The organism is Stenotrophomonas sp. SY1, assembly GCF_021202945.1.
Classification (GTDB): domain Bacteria; phylum Pseudomonadota; class Gammaproteobacteria; order Xanthomonadales; family Xanthomonadaceae; genus Stenotrophomonas.
The window spans coordinates 2,303,091-2,320,447 of the sequence record NZ_JAJOYR010000001.1 but is presented as its reverse complement, the minus strand read 5'-3'; the positions used below and the strand labels follow the sequence as shown (position 1 = coordinate 2,320,447).

Below are 17,357 nucleotides of genomic sequence, written 5' to 3'. Positions count from 1 at the left end.
CATGGGTCTGCGTAACTCGTCGCTGGTCCATTGCACCCGCCCATAGGAATCCACGCGTCGAACCCTTCTACACCACGCTTCCTTGCTCAGTCCCTCGAACTAGAATCGCCAGGCGCGAAGTGCTCGCCTCAAGCGCTGGCTGACGCCCGCTCAAGCTGCTCCCGCACCTCCTCATTGCGGGCCTTGGCTGCGTTGATCGACTCTTTCCAGAACCGCTCCATCTCATCGGCCCGTCCGCCAGCATGATTGACCCGGCCGTACACCAACGGCGCCCGAAGAGCGGGGCCAGCGGGCGTCCCTCGGTGGACGATGCTCTTCGGCCAGATCGGCTTTCGGCATAGCTTCATCGCCAGGAAGCGGAAGAACGCCCATGGCAATGTGATCGGCAGCGCGATCCCAATACGACCTTCGCCGCCAGAGGATACGTGAATGATGAAGGCGTTCCGAAAGCTGGGCTCCAACGACGTGTATAGCTGCAGCGGCGGAAACGGTAACGCGGAACGTCCCTCCTCCATGAAACGCCTGATCATTTCCCAATGCGCGAGCGAGATGGCCGGATTCGGACCACTATCCGAGCCGACCGCGAATGTATGGATCACCTGATCGCCTCGCATCACCAGACCCCTGAGGTCATATGTGAAGCCTTCTCCGGCGCCCATCGGCTTGTCTCTGCCGATGACGAAATTTACATCCTGCCACGGCACCGAAATAGCTTTGTCGCGACCACCGACAAATACGTGAACCTGTCTGGCATCCCGATCAAAGCGGATGGGGTAGTACTGATATCGGAAGATATCCCGCCCCAGAAGCTTCCAGCAGATGAAACCCGCGAACGCAAGCACCAGCGCGATCAAACCACCGATCGTGTAGACAACGTCTGACTCGAGCGGCTGCCCGGGCAGAGCCTGGAAAGTCGTTGCGTGCAAAATAGCGAGTATGAATACCAACGCCATAGCGACAAAGACGCTCCCGCCCATTGCCGCCCAACCTCGATAGAGAAAATGTCGATCGACATACTCTATGCAGCCATCGTCAATTGCGATGATTCCCTGATCCAGAGGTGCAAAGGTGGACGAGTTGAACTGCCGCACATTGGCAGCCTTCTCATACTCGGAAAGAGTACGGTTGTTGCGATATCGCTGGGCAAGCCAGCCTGCGAACTGACTCATGCGGTACCCTGCTGCAGGAAACATCGCATTGTACGGCTCCTTCTGTGTATCTCTCGAATCAAACCGGCCATGGTTGGGCGACGCCCCTCAGGTGAGTAGCGATGGGATAGGGACTTCGATACTGATGAGTGCTGTTTGGGATCGCTCTTCGGCGCAGTCACGTTGTCAACTTCCGATACTGGTGTGCGAACGACGTAATGTCGGGAAGCTGGATTCGTTGAGGCACTCATCGCGCAGCCAGCCACCGAACTATACCCGTGCCTTCTGCCGCACCAGCTCATCGATAGCTTCCTGATCCAATGCCGGGCCACCGGCTGCGGCAACAATCTCAGGTGGAAACTCTGGAACACGCGATAGATCCGTTGCGCGCAGCTTGTCGCCTGCCTGCAGCGGCGGACCGTCTTCCTCCATGTACTGCCGGATGTGCTCCCACAGCGCCAACTGTGTGCTATCGAAGCCATTGGATTGGACACCCAACTGGATCAGATGCTCGACTTCGTTGCCGGTTCCCTCGCGGAGCGCCAGCAAGCCCAGCTCGAAACCTTCGGAAGCAAGGTTCGCCCCTCGAAAGTAGATGTAGCTATAGATGCGCGCGCGAATCTGATCATCCCATTTATAGGAGATAGGCGTTCCATGCGAGCCCTTCTCCCAGAACTTAAAGAATCCACCTTTCACATAAGGAAGAATATAAACCAACCTCAACCTACGATTAAACATTACCGGATCATCTAGCGAACTCAACTTCACCAGACGCCAAAAATAGCAACCAAAGCAAAAAAGAGAATAAGATGTAAAACAGAACAAAGACGAAACAAATAGAGCGGCACCTGAAAATGAAAAACTCGAAGTAATATTCAGCCACAGCACACATGAGAAAACAAATAGTGCGCCACCCCACATGAAAAATGCCGAAAACTTGGACCACATGACATTTTTAGCATACTCACCACGAATCGTACCCACCTCCAAAGCATCGGGATGAACCCTCAGTACAGCATCAAATGCGACAGGATCGACGTTCAATGACTCACCGTGATCCGAAGGAAGAATACGAAATGGGGCGCGTCGTGCGTGAGCATTATTCTTCAAAAGCTCGGACGAAAACACCACTTCCGGCTCAGCACTCTTCCATTCCGCTACTGTTGTCTCTCTGAGCATTAAGGATCGCATCCATTAGCGAGCGACGTCGCCCCGCCTGATTCCCGGGGATATTCAACGATCAGCACTGCCTCTCTCCTCCAAAGAACCCAGCATAAGCCGCTATGCATCCTTGCATTACAGTGAACGGACGGATGATGCGCCCCGCCTGCCTGACTATGGCCTTGCCTTCTGCTGTACCAGTTGATCGATAGCTTCCTGATCCAATGCCGGGCCACCGGCTGCAGCAACAATTTCAGGTGGAAATTCTGGGACACGCGACAGATCCGTTGCGCGCAGCTTGTCGCCTGGCTGCAGCGGCGGACCATCTTCCTCCATGTACTGGCGGATGTGCTCCCACAGCGCCAACTGTGTGCTGTCGAAGCCATTGGATTGGACGCCCAGCTGAATCAGGTGCTCGACTTCGTTACCGGTTCCCTCGCGGATCGCCAGCAAGCCCAGCTCGAAACCTTCGGAAGCGAGGTTCGCCCCCCGGAAATAGATGTAGCTGTAGATGCGCGCCCTGATCTGATCATCCCACCTGTAGGAGACGGGCGCACCATGAGAGCCGCTCACCCAGAACTTAAAGAAGCCCCCCTTCAAATACGGAAGAACATAAACGAGCCTGGACTTCCTGTTGAACATAACAGGATCATCCAGAGAATTAACTTTCGCCGATCGCCAAAAATAGGAACCAAAGCAAAGCATAAAGTATGACATGAAGCCAAATAGACCAACAATGTACAGTTCATAAAGAGGGTTGACCTCCCCCCCCCTCCCAACCGACAGAAGCATTATTGCGAGCGAAAAAATGCCAAATGCCCACATAAAGAACGCTGAAAATTTCGACCACTTGATATCTTTCGAGTACTCACCACGAACGGTCCCAACTTCCAATGCATCGGGATGGACTCGCAGCACAGCATCAAAAGCAACCGGATCGACACTCAATGACACACTATGATCCGGTGGCAGGACGCGAAATGGTGTCCGCCGCGCATGAGCGTTCTCTTTGAAAAGCTCCGGTGTAAATACCACTTCCGGCTCAGCGCTCTTCCACACCGCTACTGTTGTCTCTCTGAGCATCACGAATCCCCGCCGTCCGTCAACCTTATCTTGAACGAAGATTTCGCAAAGTTACCGGCATCTTCATCCATCTCTTGCAACCAAATAACTGCGTGCGCGTCTGTGTACCTGAAATTAGGAATTCCGTATGCCGTCACCAACTCGAAAGCTCCGCTTTCATCCTTCTGAATTCCAGTGTCGATAACTTCCCCGCGAATATCTACAACATCCGGGTACTCATCCATGAGAGCACCCAAGGGCATATCACCAGGCAAATATGCCCCGGCCAACACCATATGCCTACTAAAAGTCTTTCTTGCATATACCCCTATGCAAATGCGGACCGTACTCTTGAGTTCACTGGGCATAGTGATCCTAACCCAGCCCTCACGAACCCCTCCTCGCTTCAGGCGATCTTTATCGCCGAGTATATTCTTAAGAACCATCCATGGCGTTATATTGGAGAATATCCCTTTACCACCAGGAGTATTCATATCCGTAAACAGCCTATCCTCGAACTCAAACTTAGCGCCGGACTGCAGCATATTCAAATTCAACTGCTCATCCGCCAAACCCTTAAACCCGCCGCCAGAATTGGCCCCCCATATAGACCTAGCTCCCCAATCCTCCAGCGGGGAATTTTTTAGATAATAGTAGACAAATGTCAAACCCACGCCAACCAGAGCCAAAATCAAGCCCCAGCCCGTCATTCCAATTCCAAGGATCGTTGCTGACGAACCAACAGCTGCAGCCCATGCCGCGGCGCCGGCGCCGGCCAACACAAATGCCTGGAGTGCCAAAACTCCCGAAGCCGCATAGTCTCCGCGCGATTTCGCTTGAAAAAATTTGACGGCGCTGACCACGGCATCTACAAACGACGCTGTAGCCACCAACCTTCCCGCCAGCATTTTCATATTCGCTGCCCGCAGATCATAAGACTTCGCCTTATATATCTGCTCCTGCAGCGTCAATGCAGCGCCGGCGAACGCAAGGGAACCGGTCAAAATTCCTATTGTCGCCTCCGCCCGTTCCGCCTCATTTCCCTTGGAAAACTGCTCATAGTTCTTCATTATCGAAAGAACAGAAAGAACCCCGGCACCACCGGACATGATCGCCGTTCCATTGGCCAATACCTTTCCGCTTGTCCCTGTCAGCTGCGCAAGCGTGGCCCCGTTGATATGGCGGGTCGCCTGAGTCCAGGCTCCACTCATTACGCCTGGCATCAATCGAATGGCGTACTGGGCCGCTCTCGATCCTTGACGAATGGCTCCTGTCAGCGCAACCGACTTCAGCGCATTTGCCTGCGCCCAAGCTTCCATCTCACGCGGAGCCTTATCCACCCACATGTAGACCTCAACCAACGTATCCGCAGCCGCAGTCGCGCCAATCGATTTCAGCATGCTGCTGAAATTGACGACCGCCGATCCTTTCGCTGCGGTAACACGTCCTGCGGCGATTGCCGCATCCTGCGCATTTATCATCATCCGTCGCCATATGCGCAGCGCCTTGTACAGCGGCATGGTGACGCCGACCAGAGTGGCGCCAGCATGGCGGGCACCGGCATTGCTTACCAATGAAATCAAACTCGTCATCCGCGCCAGGGCAACGGGCGTCATGCGCCCTGCCAACTGAAGCAGACATGCCGCTCCCCCGACAATCGGCAGCAACCCGGACACGTACCCGGAAGCAAGCATGCGCAATGCATTTGAATGCTTCCCTCCGAACCTCACCCAGCCCGCAGCTGCAGGATTCCTCGAAAGTTCCTCAACATTATCGAGAACGTTGCCCATCATGCCGAAGTGCCCGTCCCGCTTGTCGAGCCACTCCTTGAAGCCCTGCGAGGTATTGCCAAGCAACGCTCTCAACAGGATGTTTTCCTTCAAGGTCGGGTCATCGCCAAGGTAGCGCGCGTACCACTCCCCGCCTTTGCCCTTCCCCAGATTGCCGGCGCCAGCCTCCCCCTGCTCCTGTGCGGTGTTGCCGGTGATATGGCCGCCATGAAGGACGCGGGCAGCGGTGCACGCATAGAAGAAGCCGCTGAGCTTATCGTCTTCGTCGAAGTCGTACTCGAACAGGAATTTTCTCGGGGCGCAATCGAGGCAATCGAAATGATCCCCCTCCATTGCCAGAATTCCCTCCGCGTCCCTTCGAGCATGCGTCTCGTAGGCGTCGAGAAAACTCCGATAGTCCGCTTTCGCTCCCCGTCCACGAAGCTTCTTACGGAGCTTTTCGCACTGTTCCTCCGCCTGGTTGACCGGGGAAGGCAGAACTACCCTTCCAGGAACCGAATAGTCGAGAGCAGAATAGCCTGAAGCCAATGGACCGCCTGCAGAGACCGTCACTCGCCTACTTGGCAGAAACTCCGCTTCAGCTGGAAGCTGCTGACCCTGTTGAAGTTGCACAAACTCGTCGTACATCATCGACGTATTGTGATAGCGCGAATACCCCGCCTCGTCGTATTCCTGCTGCTTACGTTGGCCTGCCTGCCTCAAGCTTCCCATCAAGCCTTCTATGCTCAGGGCCGACTTGAGCATCCAGTCAGCCTTCTCCGCGTTTCCGTCGGCACGACCAAGAACGTAGTCACTTGCACTCTTGAAGTAGGTTGTACGCAGCACCGCCGTTTCATGAGCAATGCCTACAATATCGTCAACCATGACCATCAGCAGATCAGATTCGGAATACTGATTGCGCCCTCGGGATAGCATTTCCTTGGCAGCAACCACAACATCCTGCGCACCTTCAGAACGCACCCGGGGAGGCGTCGTTCCAGGCAGTTTCAGCTCCATGGAGAGTCCGCTAGCCATGCGTGGGCTCCAGCGCGGGTACGGCCCAGCATCGCCGGCCAATGCCACGGTCGTGTACGAATAGTCGTAGATGAGTTGCTCTGCAGAACCTGCAGTAAACGGTAGCGACGCTGGGCATGACGCTGCTGGAGCGTTGATGCAGGCCATTCTCCTGTTTCGCAAGCCCTCATCTTTTGCATAGCGTTCCAAAACCTTGGGAGCCCAAGGGCTCTCACTGAACGCCACCCATACTCTCCCCGTGTTCTTCGCATCGGGAATAACAAACAACATCGCAGCAGCGTAGCCGGCCGTACGCTCACACGAGAACCGCGGCACTTCACCAACCCCGACCAGTGGAATAGGCGAAAGCGGCACTGGAGTCAGATAACCGCCTTCATCCACAAGGTTCACCTGCCAACCGCCTTGCGCCCTGATTTCCGGTGTATGCGCCGTCTCGTAGAAGGCGTACAGGTAGCCTTCGCGCAAAGTGCGCGCGGCGTAGTCGAGGTACTTGAGCTTGGGCATACCAATGCCCTGCAGCAACGGAGAGAGGTGCCCCTGAATGTTGGACATAAACGGCTTGGCAACCACTCCTGGCCTAACCACAAGTATCGGCAGCCCTGTTTTCACACAAGACGGACATCCGCCTTGGCCGCACCGGCTTGCAGCGCTGGCGGCTTGGACGGCCTTGGCGCTGTAGGTCATTACTGGCTGGTTTCCGTCGAACATTTCCGCTTTCCTTAAGTGTGCGCCGCATCGAAGGCGTATTGTTGGGGCTTGATTAACTCCAACTCGCTCTTTATCTGCTCCCAACCCTCGGGATCGGGAATCACAGCCAAAGCATCCTGCAACGGGGATCCTTCGACGATCGAGCGTCCAACCAACTCAACTACCCTGTGATGGCTGGCAAGCAAGGGATGAATCTGCAGAATGTATGCGGCCAATAGTTGAACATCATGATTGGCAACCAAGCCGAGACGTTTTGCTGCAGCAAGCGCTGCACGTAGCTGGTGAAGATAATTCCGGGGAAGCACGTCAACCATGCCTCTCCAACCTCGGGCCATCTCCTGGATCTGCTGGCATTGCTCCAACTGCAGCCACTGTCCAGGGCTAAGCCGCAGGGACTCAGGAGGAATGCCATCATCTTGATCAGCACTTGTGCAGCCGATGCTCCGAACCGCATCACATCGATCAATGAAGTGCCATGCAGTGATCGGTCCCAACAACGAAACCTGCTGAGCGGAGTCCAGCAGTTCCCATACGTATTCGAGTACGCGCCGGTCAGAGAGTCGCAACACTCTGAGTTGACCGGATGTATCAATGCGCTGCTCCATAGCAGCCGCAAGATGTCTGACCAAGGTTTCCAGGGGGGCACTGGTCTCCATCCACCCCGCCACAGCCAGCCCGACCGCCGCCTCCCGATATGGGTAAGCCTGCTCACGCATCGCCCAGTCGAGGACGAGAGCGATCAAATCCGAGTCTTCTGGCCTTATACGAAGCAGTAGCGGCGTACGACTGATATCCGTGAACGCAGGATGCCTTAGACGTACCTCAGCCGAATCGCAGCCGCGAACCGCGAATACATCGAGATCAACGCTGTTGCCTAGAAAACGGTCCAGCATCACGACGAGTCCGTCGTCTGAGTGAGCAGCTCGCTCGGCTAGGAACCTATGAATAGACCTGTTATTCCTGTTTGTATCCATGTCTTCAAATAAATGCTGCGCCGGATGCTGCCGCCGCATCATCCTTGGTGGGGCATGCTTTCAGCTCGGCTTCCGGAATGGATTGAGAGCCGCTTGTACTCGCCGGCCCAACCCACTCCCTCTGACTCGCCCTGAACTCGATCTTCCCCGGCGCGCCCAGCTCGATGTTGTCGCCCTCGATCCGGATGTACGCACCAGCGGCATTGGCCAGCAGGTGCTTGGTGGGTGCGGACAACTGCACGTCCGCTTCGGTGCTGGCGATGCGTACGTCGGTCTTGGCGGCCACCTTGGCCAGGTTCTTGTGCGCCCTGGCGCTGACCTTGCCCTGCGCGGCGTGCAACGCGATGCCGCTCTCCTGGTTGGGGCTTTCGCCCCGTGCCTTCTGGCCAGCGGTATAGACGACCAGGCCGTTGGCGACGGCCAGGGTAAGCGCACCCTGCGTCATCCAGTTCAGGGCCACGCCCGCGCTCAGCAGGGTGTGCGTGCCGCTCACCCAGGCCTGGTCGGCAGGCGTCAGGCTGAGCACGCCTGCCACGCCGCTGCCCAGCAGTGCCGGCGCACTCCAACCCGGCGCCTCACCGCCGCCACCGGCAATGGCGCCACCGCTGCTGCCGCCCTGCGTCGCCTTGAGCTGCTCCTGCAACTCGCTCAGCATTCTGTCTGCAGGTAGTTCGTCCTGGTCTTTGGGCAGCTGCGCCTTCTGCTCCTTCGCCGAGTCGGCCAATGACTTCAACAGGTTCTGGCCTTCCATCAGCTGCGACAGTGCCTGCGACGCGGAGAGCTGCTGTGCACCCTGCTCGGTGGTCAGTAGCAGGCCCTTGCCGGCACGCAGGCTGCCCTGGGCGCGGGTGGAAAGCTCGGCGCCGAAGCCGCGCTCGGCACCACGCACGTTGTCCTGCCCCGCTTTGATATGGCCCAAGGTGAGCGCACTTTCATGCTGGGTGGTGGACAGCTGGGTGCGGCCTTGGCCGGGGGTGTCGTCAAAGCGCAGTTGCTGGTAGCCGCCGGTGCCCGACTGGCTTTCGGCCAGCGCCTGGCTCTTGAAGCCGGTGAACACCGCGGCGTGGTCGTTGCCTTCGAACCAGGCCGCCGCGTTGCCGGTGGCGTTGGCGCCACCGCCGTTGATCTGGTTGTGCTGTGCATCCTGCTGGCCGCGGCCGTTGTAAAGGCTGCCGACCACCACGGGCCGGTCGATGTCGCCTTCCAGGAAGGCCACCAGCACTTCCTGGCCGCGCCGTGGCAACACCACGCCGCCCCAGTTGTCGCCGGCCCAGGGCGTCATCACCCGCACCCAGGTCCAGGCGTTGCCGTCGGCACTGGCATTGTTGTCACCCCCCGGATGATCGCGGCCGCTGCTGCCGTTGCCACCACGCTGCCACGGGAACTGCACCTTGATGCGGTGGTCACGGTCGGACAGCAGTGGCTCGCCGTCACTGACCACGATGGCGCTGAGCGTACCGGTGATGGTGGGGCGCGGATGCAGGCGCCCGCCATGGCCATCGTCTGTCTGCGGCCGGTAACTTACCTCGGCCGGCACGGCGACGAAGTGGTTGTCGTAGAAGGCGGTCTCCACGCTGCGGCTTGCATCGGCTTGGGCGGTGCCGGCCAGTGCGGCAGGCAGCGACGGTACCGCGATGGCCGCAGGCCCAAGCAACTGCTCCAGTGCATCGAACACGTCGGCGTCCAGGTTGTTGCGTGCCTGGTGCTGCACCGACAGGCAGAAGAAGCGGGCATCACCCTGCACCTGCGGATGCTGCTGCAGGCCAAACCGGGTGCCGGGTGCGAGCGCCCGCCACTGGCCGGCGCCTTCGATCTGGTGGGTCTGGACGCGCGGCGCATCCAGGTGCTGCTGGGCGCGGCGTTGCCCGCGCGCATTGTCCTGCCAACCGTAAGGACCGCCGGTGTCGCGGTCGACGATGCCGAAGTCGCTGGCACTCTCCGCCGCGGCGCTGGCCTGCCGGCGCTCGAGGGTGCGATGGTCCCAGGTCGCGCGCTCCACGCGGTGGGTGCGCCACCGCCGCGCCACGTCCCAGCGCTGCACGGTGTCGCTGCGCTCGCTTTCATCGCGCCGATGGAAACGCACGCTGCCCGCATCGGTGGCGTCGTGGCCGTGGTCGGCCAGTACCAGCGTGTGCTTGCCGAAGTCCGCGTCCGAAGGTTGCCCCTCGTGCTCGAACCAGTAATAGATGCCTTCTTCGGCGAGCAGGCGTTGCACGAAGGCCTGGTCGCTCTCCTGGTACTGCGTGGTCAGACTGCGCCGCGCGTACTGGTTGGCATCACGCAACGACCAGCGCCACGCCGGTGCCAACACGCCGTAGTCGGCGAATACATCCTCCACGATCTGCACGATGGTCTTGTCGTGGAATACGTAGCTGTCCACGCGCTGGGACAGGAACGCCAGCCATGGCTGCAGGCGCAGGCGGTAGCGGGCAAGGCCGCCGTTGCTGCCGATGCGCTCGGCGGCGGTGATCCGGCCATGCAGCGGGCGCAGGTTGCCGTCGGCCTGTTGCAGTTGAAGCAGTGCGGCCTGGCCGACCAGCGGCCCCAGATCCAACCCGGCATCGGTGGACAACGCGGTGATGGTCCATTGGAAGCCCGGGCCATCGACCTGCTCGACGCCATCGAGGGTTTCAGCCACTAGCACCTCGCTTCCCAGCGCGGTATGCAGCCGCAGGAAGCGTTGTGCATGCGCCGGCCCCGCCAGCGCTGCCAGTATGTTGCTTGCCAGATCCATGGTCATTCCCTGCCTTGCAGTACGCGTGCCTGCCCCCTCAGGCATGCGTTCGTTCACGCTACCGCTGCATTCGTGCATCCCCCTGCCCCGCGCATTGCCGGCACCGGCCAGTGCGCGCGGGAGTGGTCACACGCCCTGGACGATCTCTTCCAGCTGCAGGCGCACGCCTTCGCTGATCTTCAGCCGATAGTCGCGGCCACCGGCCGTGATCTGCACCTCGCGCGCGTTGCTTACCAGCTGCGGCTTGCCGACCACCGCCGCGTCCATGTGCACGCGCCAGGAGCCGCGGCTGATCTGCGCGGCCACGTTGCGTGCTTCCCAGCGTGCGGCCGGTGCAGCGGTATCCAGCAGTTCGATCACGTGTTCCGGGCGCACCCGGTTCCAAGCGCGGACGCGGTCCAGGTCACGTGCAAGGCCAACCTCCAGGCTGTCGCAATGCTTGAGGGCGGCTTCGCGGTCAAATCCATAGAATTCCATCGTCATTCTCCTTTGCTGGTAATCAAGAAACCTTGTACTTGAAATCACCCTTCTTGCCGGCGGTGACCTTGATGGCGTTGATGCGGTTTCCTTCCGCCATCGCAGCCAGGACACTTTCGGCAATCTCCGGCAACAGGGTGCCGTTGAGGATGTGGTCCACATTGCGCGCGCCCGAATCCACCTCGGTGCAACGCGCCAACACGGCTTCAACCAGGCTGTCGTCCCAGCTGAAAGTGGCCTTGTGGTTGGCCACGACACGGTCGCGGATGCGACCCAGCTTCAACGTGATGATCTTCACCAGCACGTCGTCGTTGATCGGGTAGTACGGCACCACCTTCAGGCGGCCCAGGAAGGCGGGCTTGAAGCTGCGCATCAGGATCGGGCGCAGCGCCTCGGCCAGCGCATCGGCGGCCGGGATCTCCTCGGCCGGCTTGTTGAGGCAGGCCTGCATGATCTGCGAGGAGCCGATGTTGGAGGTGAGGATGATCAGGGTGTTGCGGAAGTCGATCTCGCGGCCTTCGGCATCGTCCATCACGCCCTTGTCGAACACCTGGAAGAACATCTCCAGCACGTCCGGGTGGGCCTTCTCCACCTCGTCCAGCAGCACCACGCTGTAGGGGTTGCGGCGCACCGCCTCGGTGAGCACGCCACCTTCGCCGTAGCCCACGTAGCCCGGCGGCGAACCCTTCAGGCCCGACACGCTATGCGCTTCCTGGTACTCGCTCATGTTGATGGTGACCAGCTTGCGCTCACCGCCATACAGGATGTCGGCCAGCGCCAGCGCGGTTTCGGTCTTGCCCACGCCGGACGGGCCCACGAACATGAAGACGCCACGCGGCTTGTTCGGGTCTTCCAGCTTGGCGGTGGCGGTACGCACGCGCTGCGCGATGGCATCCAGCGCGTGGTCCTGGCCAATGACGCGCTCCACCAGCAGGTTGCCCAGCGAGCGGATGGTGCGGATCTCATCCTTGACCATGCGCCCCAGCGGCACGCCGGTCCAGGCCGACACGATCTCCGCCACCACGGTGCCATCCACCTGCAGCGGTACCATCGGCGTTTCACCCTGCAGCTGCTTCAGCTCGGCCTGCAGCGTCGCCAGTTCGGCATGCTGCGGCGACTGCGCCGGCTTGGCGGCCTTGCGCTTGCTAGCCGGCTTGGCGACGGCGACATCGCCCTCGCCTTCCTCGATGGCTTCGCCCTGCGGCTGAGGCGGCGCCTGCTCCAGCTGCTGCCGCAACTGGGCAATGCGCCCGGCCAACTCACGCTCGCGGCCCAGGCGCTCTTCGTTGTTGGCCAGCACGGCCTGCGCTTCGGCCTGCTGCGCATGCAGCTCGGCCAGTCGTTCACCGTGCTGGTCGTTGCCACCGGCAGTCTCGCGCTGCAGCGCATCGATCTCGGCCTGCAGGCGGTCCAGGTGCTTGCGGGTGTCCTCGATGATGGCCGGCGTCGCGCTTTGCCCCAGGGCGACCTTGGCGCAGGCGGTGTCGAGCACGCTGACCGCCTTGTCCGGCAGCTGCCGGCCGCTGATGTAGCGATGCGACAGGCGCACCGCCTCGGTCACGGCCTCGTCCAGCACGCGGATGCCGAAGTGCGACTCCATCAAGCCGACCATGCCACGCAGCATCGCGGCGGCAAGCGTCTCGCTGGGCTCCTCCACCTTCACTACCTGGAAACGACGGGCCAGCGCGGCGTCCTTCTCGAAGTACTTCTTGTACTCGCCCCAGGTGGTGGCGGCGATGGTGCGCAGCTCGCCGCGCGCCAATGCCGGCTTGAGCAGGTTGGCCGCGTCGTTCTGCCCGGCGGCGCCGCCGGCACCGATCATGGTGTGGGCTTCGTCAATGAACAGGATGATCGGGTGCGGGCTCTTCTTGACCTCGTCGATCACGTTCTTCAGGCGGTTCTCGAACTCGCCCTTGACGCTGGCACCGGCCTGCAAAAGGCCCATGTCCAGCGTGTGCAGCTCGACGCCCTGCAACACCTCGGGCACGTCCTTTTCGGCGATGCGCCGGGCCAGGCCCTCGACCACCGCGGTCTTGCCGACGCCGGCCTCGCCGGTGAGGATCGGGTTGTTCTGGCGGCGACGCATCAGGATGTCGATCACCTGCCGGATCTCGGTATCACGGCCGATCACCGGGTCGATCTTGCCCTCGCGCGCACGCTGGGTGAGGTTGGTGGTGAACTGGTCCAGCGCCGGCGTCTTGGACAGCCCGCCCTTGGCATCGCCGGGCATGGCATCGACAGCGTCCGCACCTTCTGCGCCGGGTGCAGCGGCATCGGCGAAGCGCATCGTCTGCACGGACTCCTGCGAGCCCTCGGTCAGCGTGGCGAAGTCGTGCTTGAGCTCGTCGCGCTTGAAGCGCACGAACAGCTTGGAACCGCGATATGCCAGCTGCGCCAGGTCCGGCTCGGTCAGCAGCGCCAGCAGCAGGTGGCCGCTGCGGATGCGGGTGGTTTCCGAGTCCAGCGACGCGATCAGCCAGGCATGCTCGAACAGCTTGGGAATGTGCTGCGAAAACACCGGCGTGCGGCTGTTGCCGGTCTTGAACTGGCTGATCTCGTCGTTGAGGTCGCGCTCCAGCGACTCGGGCGAGATGCCACTGCGCCTGGCGATCAACACGAAGTCACACTGCGGCTGTTCCAGCAGGGCCAGGAACAGGTGCTCCAGGTCCACCTCGTAGTTGCCACGCGACATGCACAGGTTTGCCGCCCGCTCGGCGGCCTGCCGGCAGGTGTCGTCCAACTTGCTGATCAGGGTCTTGAGGTTGATGCTCATGCAGAAACGCGCACTCCTTGCTGGATTCGTTTGGATGCCGGCTGGTCCACAGCCACCGGCCCACTGTCATTGCAATGTATGGATGCCATACGTCGTGTCCTCGCGTGGGGCCTGCTGTGGCCGGGTAGTCATGTAGCTGTCCCAGCCCAACCGCGCTCCGCCCGCCTCACCCAATGCGCTGCCCTGTACGTCATCGGCGCGCAACACCAGCCTGACCTCGTACTCCAACGTGCCGCCGGTCAGCAGCGAGAGCCACTTGGCCAGTGCTTCGGCCGCAGTTCCACCGGGAAGGAAGTCGTCGAACTGGTCGCGACGCAAAGGGCCAATACGCAGCCGCATTCGAAGATCGCGTTGCCACACACGATCACCGGCCAGCGCGCTGGCGCCCAGCACGGCATTGGCTTGCCCAAGCCGAGTGGCTTGCCCGGTTGGAACGTGGTACCAGGCGCCGACGAACTGCTCCAGTTCGATGGCTACCTGGAAGTAATCGGACAGCACACGCTGCATCAAGGCCGCCGAAACCGGTCGCTGTCGAATCGCTCCCGCGTAGTAGGCCACGGCCTGGTCGAATATTTCACCCTGCCCTTCATGCAGGCGATCGCGCAGTTCGCTCATGCCCATGCCGAGCAACGACAGCACCAGCGGCAGGAAGCGCTCGCGCCGGTCCAGTTCGTACTGCAAGGCCAGGCGATGTTTCTTCCACGCGGCGTAATGCAGCGACACCGCGCGCGTGGAGAAGATGTCCAGGAACGCACGCGCGGTGCGGTCGCGCTGGTACAGCTCACGCAGTTGCAGGGTCTCGGTGTAGTGCAGCGGCAACGCACCGGCCGTACCCAGCAGGCCCATGAACTGCGGGGTCAGGTGTACTTCGCCCAGCGTTTCGTCGTGCAGCGCCTGCTCGATGGCCTGCGCGTCCTGCAGCGTTTCGCCATTCAGCGAGACCACCGTGCCTTCCGAGGACAGCTCGGTCGCTGGGAAGCCCAGCGAGAGCGTGTTGCGGAAGCGCACCCGCATGGGCACCGCCTGCCCGGGCGTGACGCCCTGGCGCAGAAACACCTGCTCGAGCAACCGCACCGCCTGGAAAAACTGGAAGCGGTGGGGTTCGGCGAGCAGCTGCTGCGCTACGCCAGGATCGATTCGCCGCTGCGCGCTGGGCATCGGACGATCTCCTCCCCGCTGTCGCCGGAAACCAGCACCAGTCGGGTGAAACTATTGGCATGCACGTACAGTGCGAAGAAGTGGTCCATCACCTGGGCGAAGGCAGCCACACCGGTGCCCACGAAATGGGCTTCATTGATGGTCAGTCGGATCTCCAGGCCACGCACCACCGAAGCGAACTGTCGGCCCGACATCCACGTGGTAGCCGGGTGCTGCTCCAGGCCGAGGATGCCGTCGATCTGCCGCGCCGAGACGTTGGAACCGGACAGGTCGTACAGGCGCAGCATCTCCTTCAGCGCCGGCAGGCCACTGCCGGTCAGCGACAGCTGGTTCAAGGACAGGTGCGAGATCAGTCTCCACTGCGCATTGCGCCCATGGCGGAAACGCAGCGGCTTGGTCGGCTTGCGCAGCAGGCCGATCGAGCGGGCCGGGTTGCCCCCTTCCATGCTCAGGTCGCCGCCGGCGGCGCCGTAAGGCAGCTGGTTGGGCAGGTCGCGGTTGCTGCAGGTCAGCTCCAAGCTGACCGTATCGGTCTGTGGCAGCACCGGGTTGAAGGACAGGTCGACGAAGCTGATCTCCATCTCGAAACCGGGGCTCTGCCGGGCAACGTCTTCGTCGCGGCGCACGACCCAGTACTGCCCGGTCCGCTCCGGATCCTCACCATGGTGCAGCGAATAGAATGGCCGGAACGCCTGGATCACTTCACCCTGCGGCGTCTGCCGGATGCGGTGTACCGAGTCGATGGCGTGCACTTCGTACGCAAACGCGCGACGGGCATCGGCAAGTACCGGGTAGTTCACCGTTCGATGCGTCACCCGGATGGGCTCGCCGTTGGTCTTGAACAGGTTGACGATGGGGGTACAGCCCAAGCGCACGTTGTTGAGGCCCAGTTCCTCCAGCACCATCGTGTTGCTGCGGTCATTGCCCGCGCCCTGCAACACCAGATGCAGGGTGAACCGGCGGCTGGCGCCAGCCGTTACCGCCGGCAGGTGCAGGTCGATGAAGCCAAACTTCTCGGGGTAGGCAAACAGCTCTGTCAGCAGCCGATACGCGGGGTGCGAGCGTGCCGGGAAATCAATCAGCGCCTCGTCATCGGCAAAGCCCACCGGGCTGAGCGGCACCTCTTCCAGGCGACGCCAGCGGCCATCTCCATCCGACTCGACGTAGGCTGCTTTCACGCCATACATCAGCGCATCACGCAGTGCGGCCCGCACCGAAGGTTCGCCATCCAGGAACAGGCGCAACTTGTCCGTACCCAGTTGACCGAACCCCAACTGGTCGGAAAGCAGCTGGAAGCCCAGCGAGATCTGCCCACCCACGCCGGCCGGCAGGGTCGTCGCCATCGGCGCCTCGGCCACCGCGCGGTACAGCACCTGCTGCACGCCGATGGGCGCCAACACCACGTCATACGCACTGCGGAAGTCGCAGGGCACGCCACGTACCGGCCGGCTCTGCAGCGCGGTGCCCCGCGGGACACGGACCGGCGCACTGAGCTTTGATGCCACGCCGTCCATGTCGAAATGGGCGATCGAGCAGGACGGGAACGGGCGCAGGTAGTGCGGGTACAGCACGTCCAGCAGCGCGTCGGTGAACTCCGGGTAGTCGTCCTCGATACGCTTGGACACGCGTGCACTGAGCAGCGCGAACGCCTCGATCAGGCGCTCGACATGCGGGTCCTGGCTGCCCTCCGGGGACAACTGCAGGCGGCCGGCGATCTTCGGGTAGCGCTCGGCGAACTCGCGGCCGTATCGACGCAGATAGGCCAGTTCACGTTCGTAATAAGGCAAAAGGTCCTGCATCAGCCCGCCTGCGTGCGACGCGCGCGCGTCACCTGGTACTGCAGCGTCGAAGGTTGCAGCATCGCATCGAAGCTGACCGGCTCGCGTGCCGGTTCCAGATCAAGCAGGCCATGAATGGTGAAGTGCAGGCCGCCGGCGAACTGGTTGCCGGTATCCAGCTGCACGTTGATGTTCTTGAGACGGCGTTCATGACGCGCAACGGCCTGCTCCAACGAGCGGCAGATGGCCGCGCGGTCATAGGCATTGGCCAGGCTCATGGCCGAGAAATCGGCAAGACCGTAGGTCAACAGCGACTGCCGGCAATTGGGAAGCTCCTGCATGTCGCTTTCCTGGAATGCGGCGCGGGAGTTCAGCAGCCCTTCCAGATCACGTGCGATGGACTCCTTGTACTGCTCCAGCGAGACGGACTTGAACACCGGCCCGCCACCCGACTGCTTCGGGGTATCGTCGAACAGCTTTTCCAGCAGACTGGGTTCGAGTCCCTTCATTGGTCCATTCACTCAGGTTCGGCATCCGTGCGTGCGGCAGCGGTGCAACGAGACAAGGCCAACCTTGGCCC

At 61.2% G+C, this 17,357-nt stretch carries 11 protein-coding genes; all 11 read right to left on the bottom strand.

Going from position 1 to position 17,357, the window contains the following annotated elements:
* Positions 1 to 128: 128 nt before the first annotated feature.
* Complete coding sequence (locus LR961_RS09790) at positions 129 to 1,169, bottom strand: DUF6708 domain-containing protein (RefSeq protein WP_232148662.1); 1,041 nt, start codon at positions 1,167 to 1,169, stop codon at positions 129 to 131.
* A gap of 249 nt (positions 1,170 to 1,418) precedes the next feature.
* Positions 1,419 to 2,327, bottom strand: coding sequence for a DUF6708 domain-containing protein (locus tag LR961_RS09785; RefSeq protein WP_232148659.1), 909 nt, complete (start codon positions 2,325 to 2,327; stop codon positions 1,419 to 1,421).
* A gap of 156 nt (positions 2,328 to 2,483) precedes the next feature.
* Entirely contained in the window at positions 2,484 to 3,392 is a 909-nt protein-coding gene (locus LR961_RS09780) for a DUF6708 domain-containing protein (RefSeq protein ID WP_232148658.1), read from the bottom strand.
* Positions 3,392 to 6,883, bottom strand: a complete 3,492-nt coding sequence (locus tag LR961_RS09775; RefSeq protein ID WP_232148657.1) for a T6SS effector BTH_I2691 family protein — start codon at positions 6,881 to 6,883, stop codon at positions 3,392 to 3,394. The genes LR961_RS09780 and LR961_RS09775 overlap by 1 nt, the downstream gene beginning before the upstream one ends.
* Positions 6,884 to 6,894: 11 nt before the next feature.
* Positions 6,895 to 7,776, bottom strand: coding sequence for a DUF4123 domain-containing protein (locus tag LR961_RS09770; RefSeq protein ID WP_232149302.1), 882 nt, complete (start codon positions 7,774 to 7,776; stop codon positions 6,895 to 6,897).
* Positions 7,777 to 7,861: 85 nt separating this feature from the next.
* On the bottom strand, positions 7,862 to 10,591 hold the full coding sequence (locus LR961_RS09765) for a type VI secretion system Vgr family protein (RefSeq protein ID WP_232148655.1): 2,730 nt from the start codon (positions 10,589 to 10,591) through the stop codon (positions 7,862 to 7,864).
* Positions 10,592 to 10,717: 126 nt separating this feature from the next.
* A complete protein-coding gene (locus LR961_RS09760) occupies positions 10,718 to 11,068 on the bottom strand; it encodes a hypothetical protein (protein ID WP_192288492.1) in 351 nt (116 codons plus the stop codon).
* A gap of 22 nt (positions 11,069 to 11,090) precedes the next feature.
* Positions 11,091 to 13,841: a type VI secretion system ATPase TssH gene (gene tssH / locus LR961_RS09755; RefSeq protein ID WP_232148654.1), complete on the bottom strand. Its 2,751-nt coding sequence runs from the start codon at positions 13,839 to 13,841 to the stop codon at positions 11,091 to 11,093.
* 66 nt (positions 13,842 to 13,907) lie between these two features.
* Positions 13,908 to 14,999 (bottom strand): type VI secretion system baseplate subunit TssG, encoded by a 1,092-nt coding sequence (gene tssG, locus LR961_RS09750; RefSeq protein ID WP_232148653.1) that lies wholly within the window; start codon positions 14,997 to 14,999, stop codon positions 13,908 to 13,910.
* On the bottom strand, positions 14,963 to 16,798 hold the full coding sequence (tssF, locus tag LR961_RS09745) for a type VI secretion system baseplate subunit TssF (protein WP_232148652.1): 1,836 nt from the start codon (positions 16,796 to 16,798) through the stop codon (positions 14,963 to 14,965). Before tssF ends, tssG begins: the two co-directional genes overlap by 37 nt.
* A complete protein-coding gene (tssE, locus tag LR961_RS09740) occupies positions 16,798 to 17,286 on the bottom strand; it encodes a type VI secretion system baseplate subunit TssE (RefSeq protein ID WP_232148651.1) in 489 nt (162 codons plus the stop codon). Before tssE ends, tssF begins: the two co-directional genes overlap by 1 nt.
* Positions 17,287 to 17,357 lie beyond the last annotated feature (71 nt).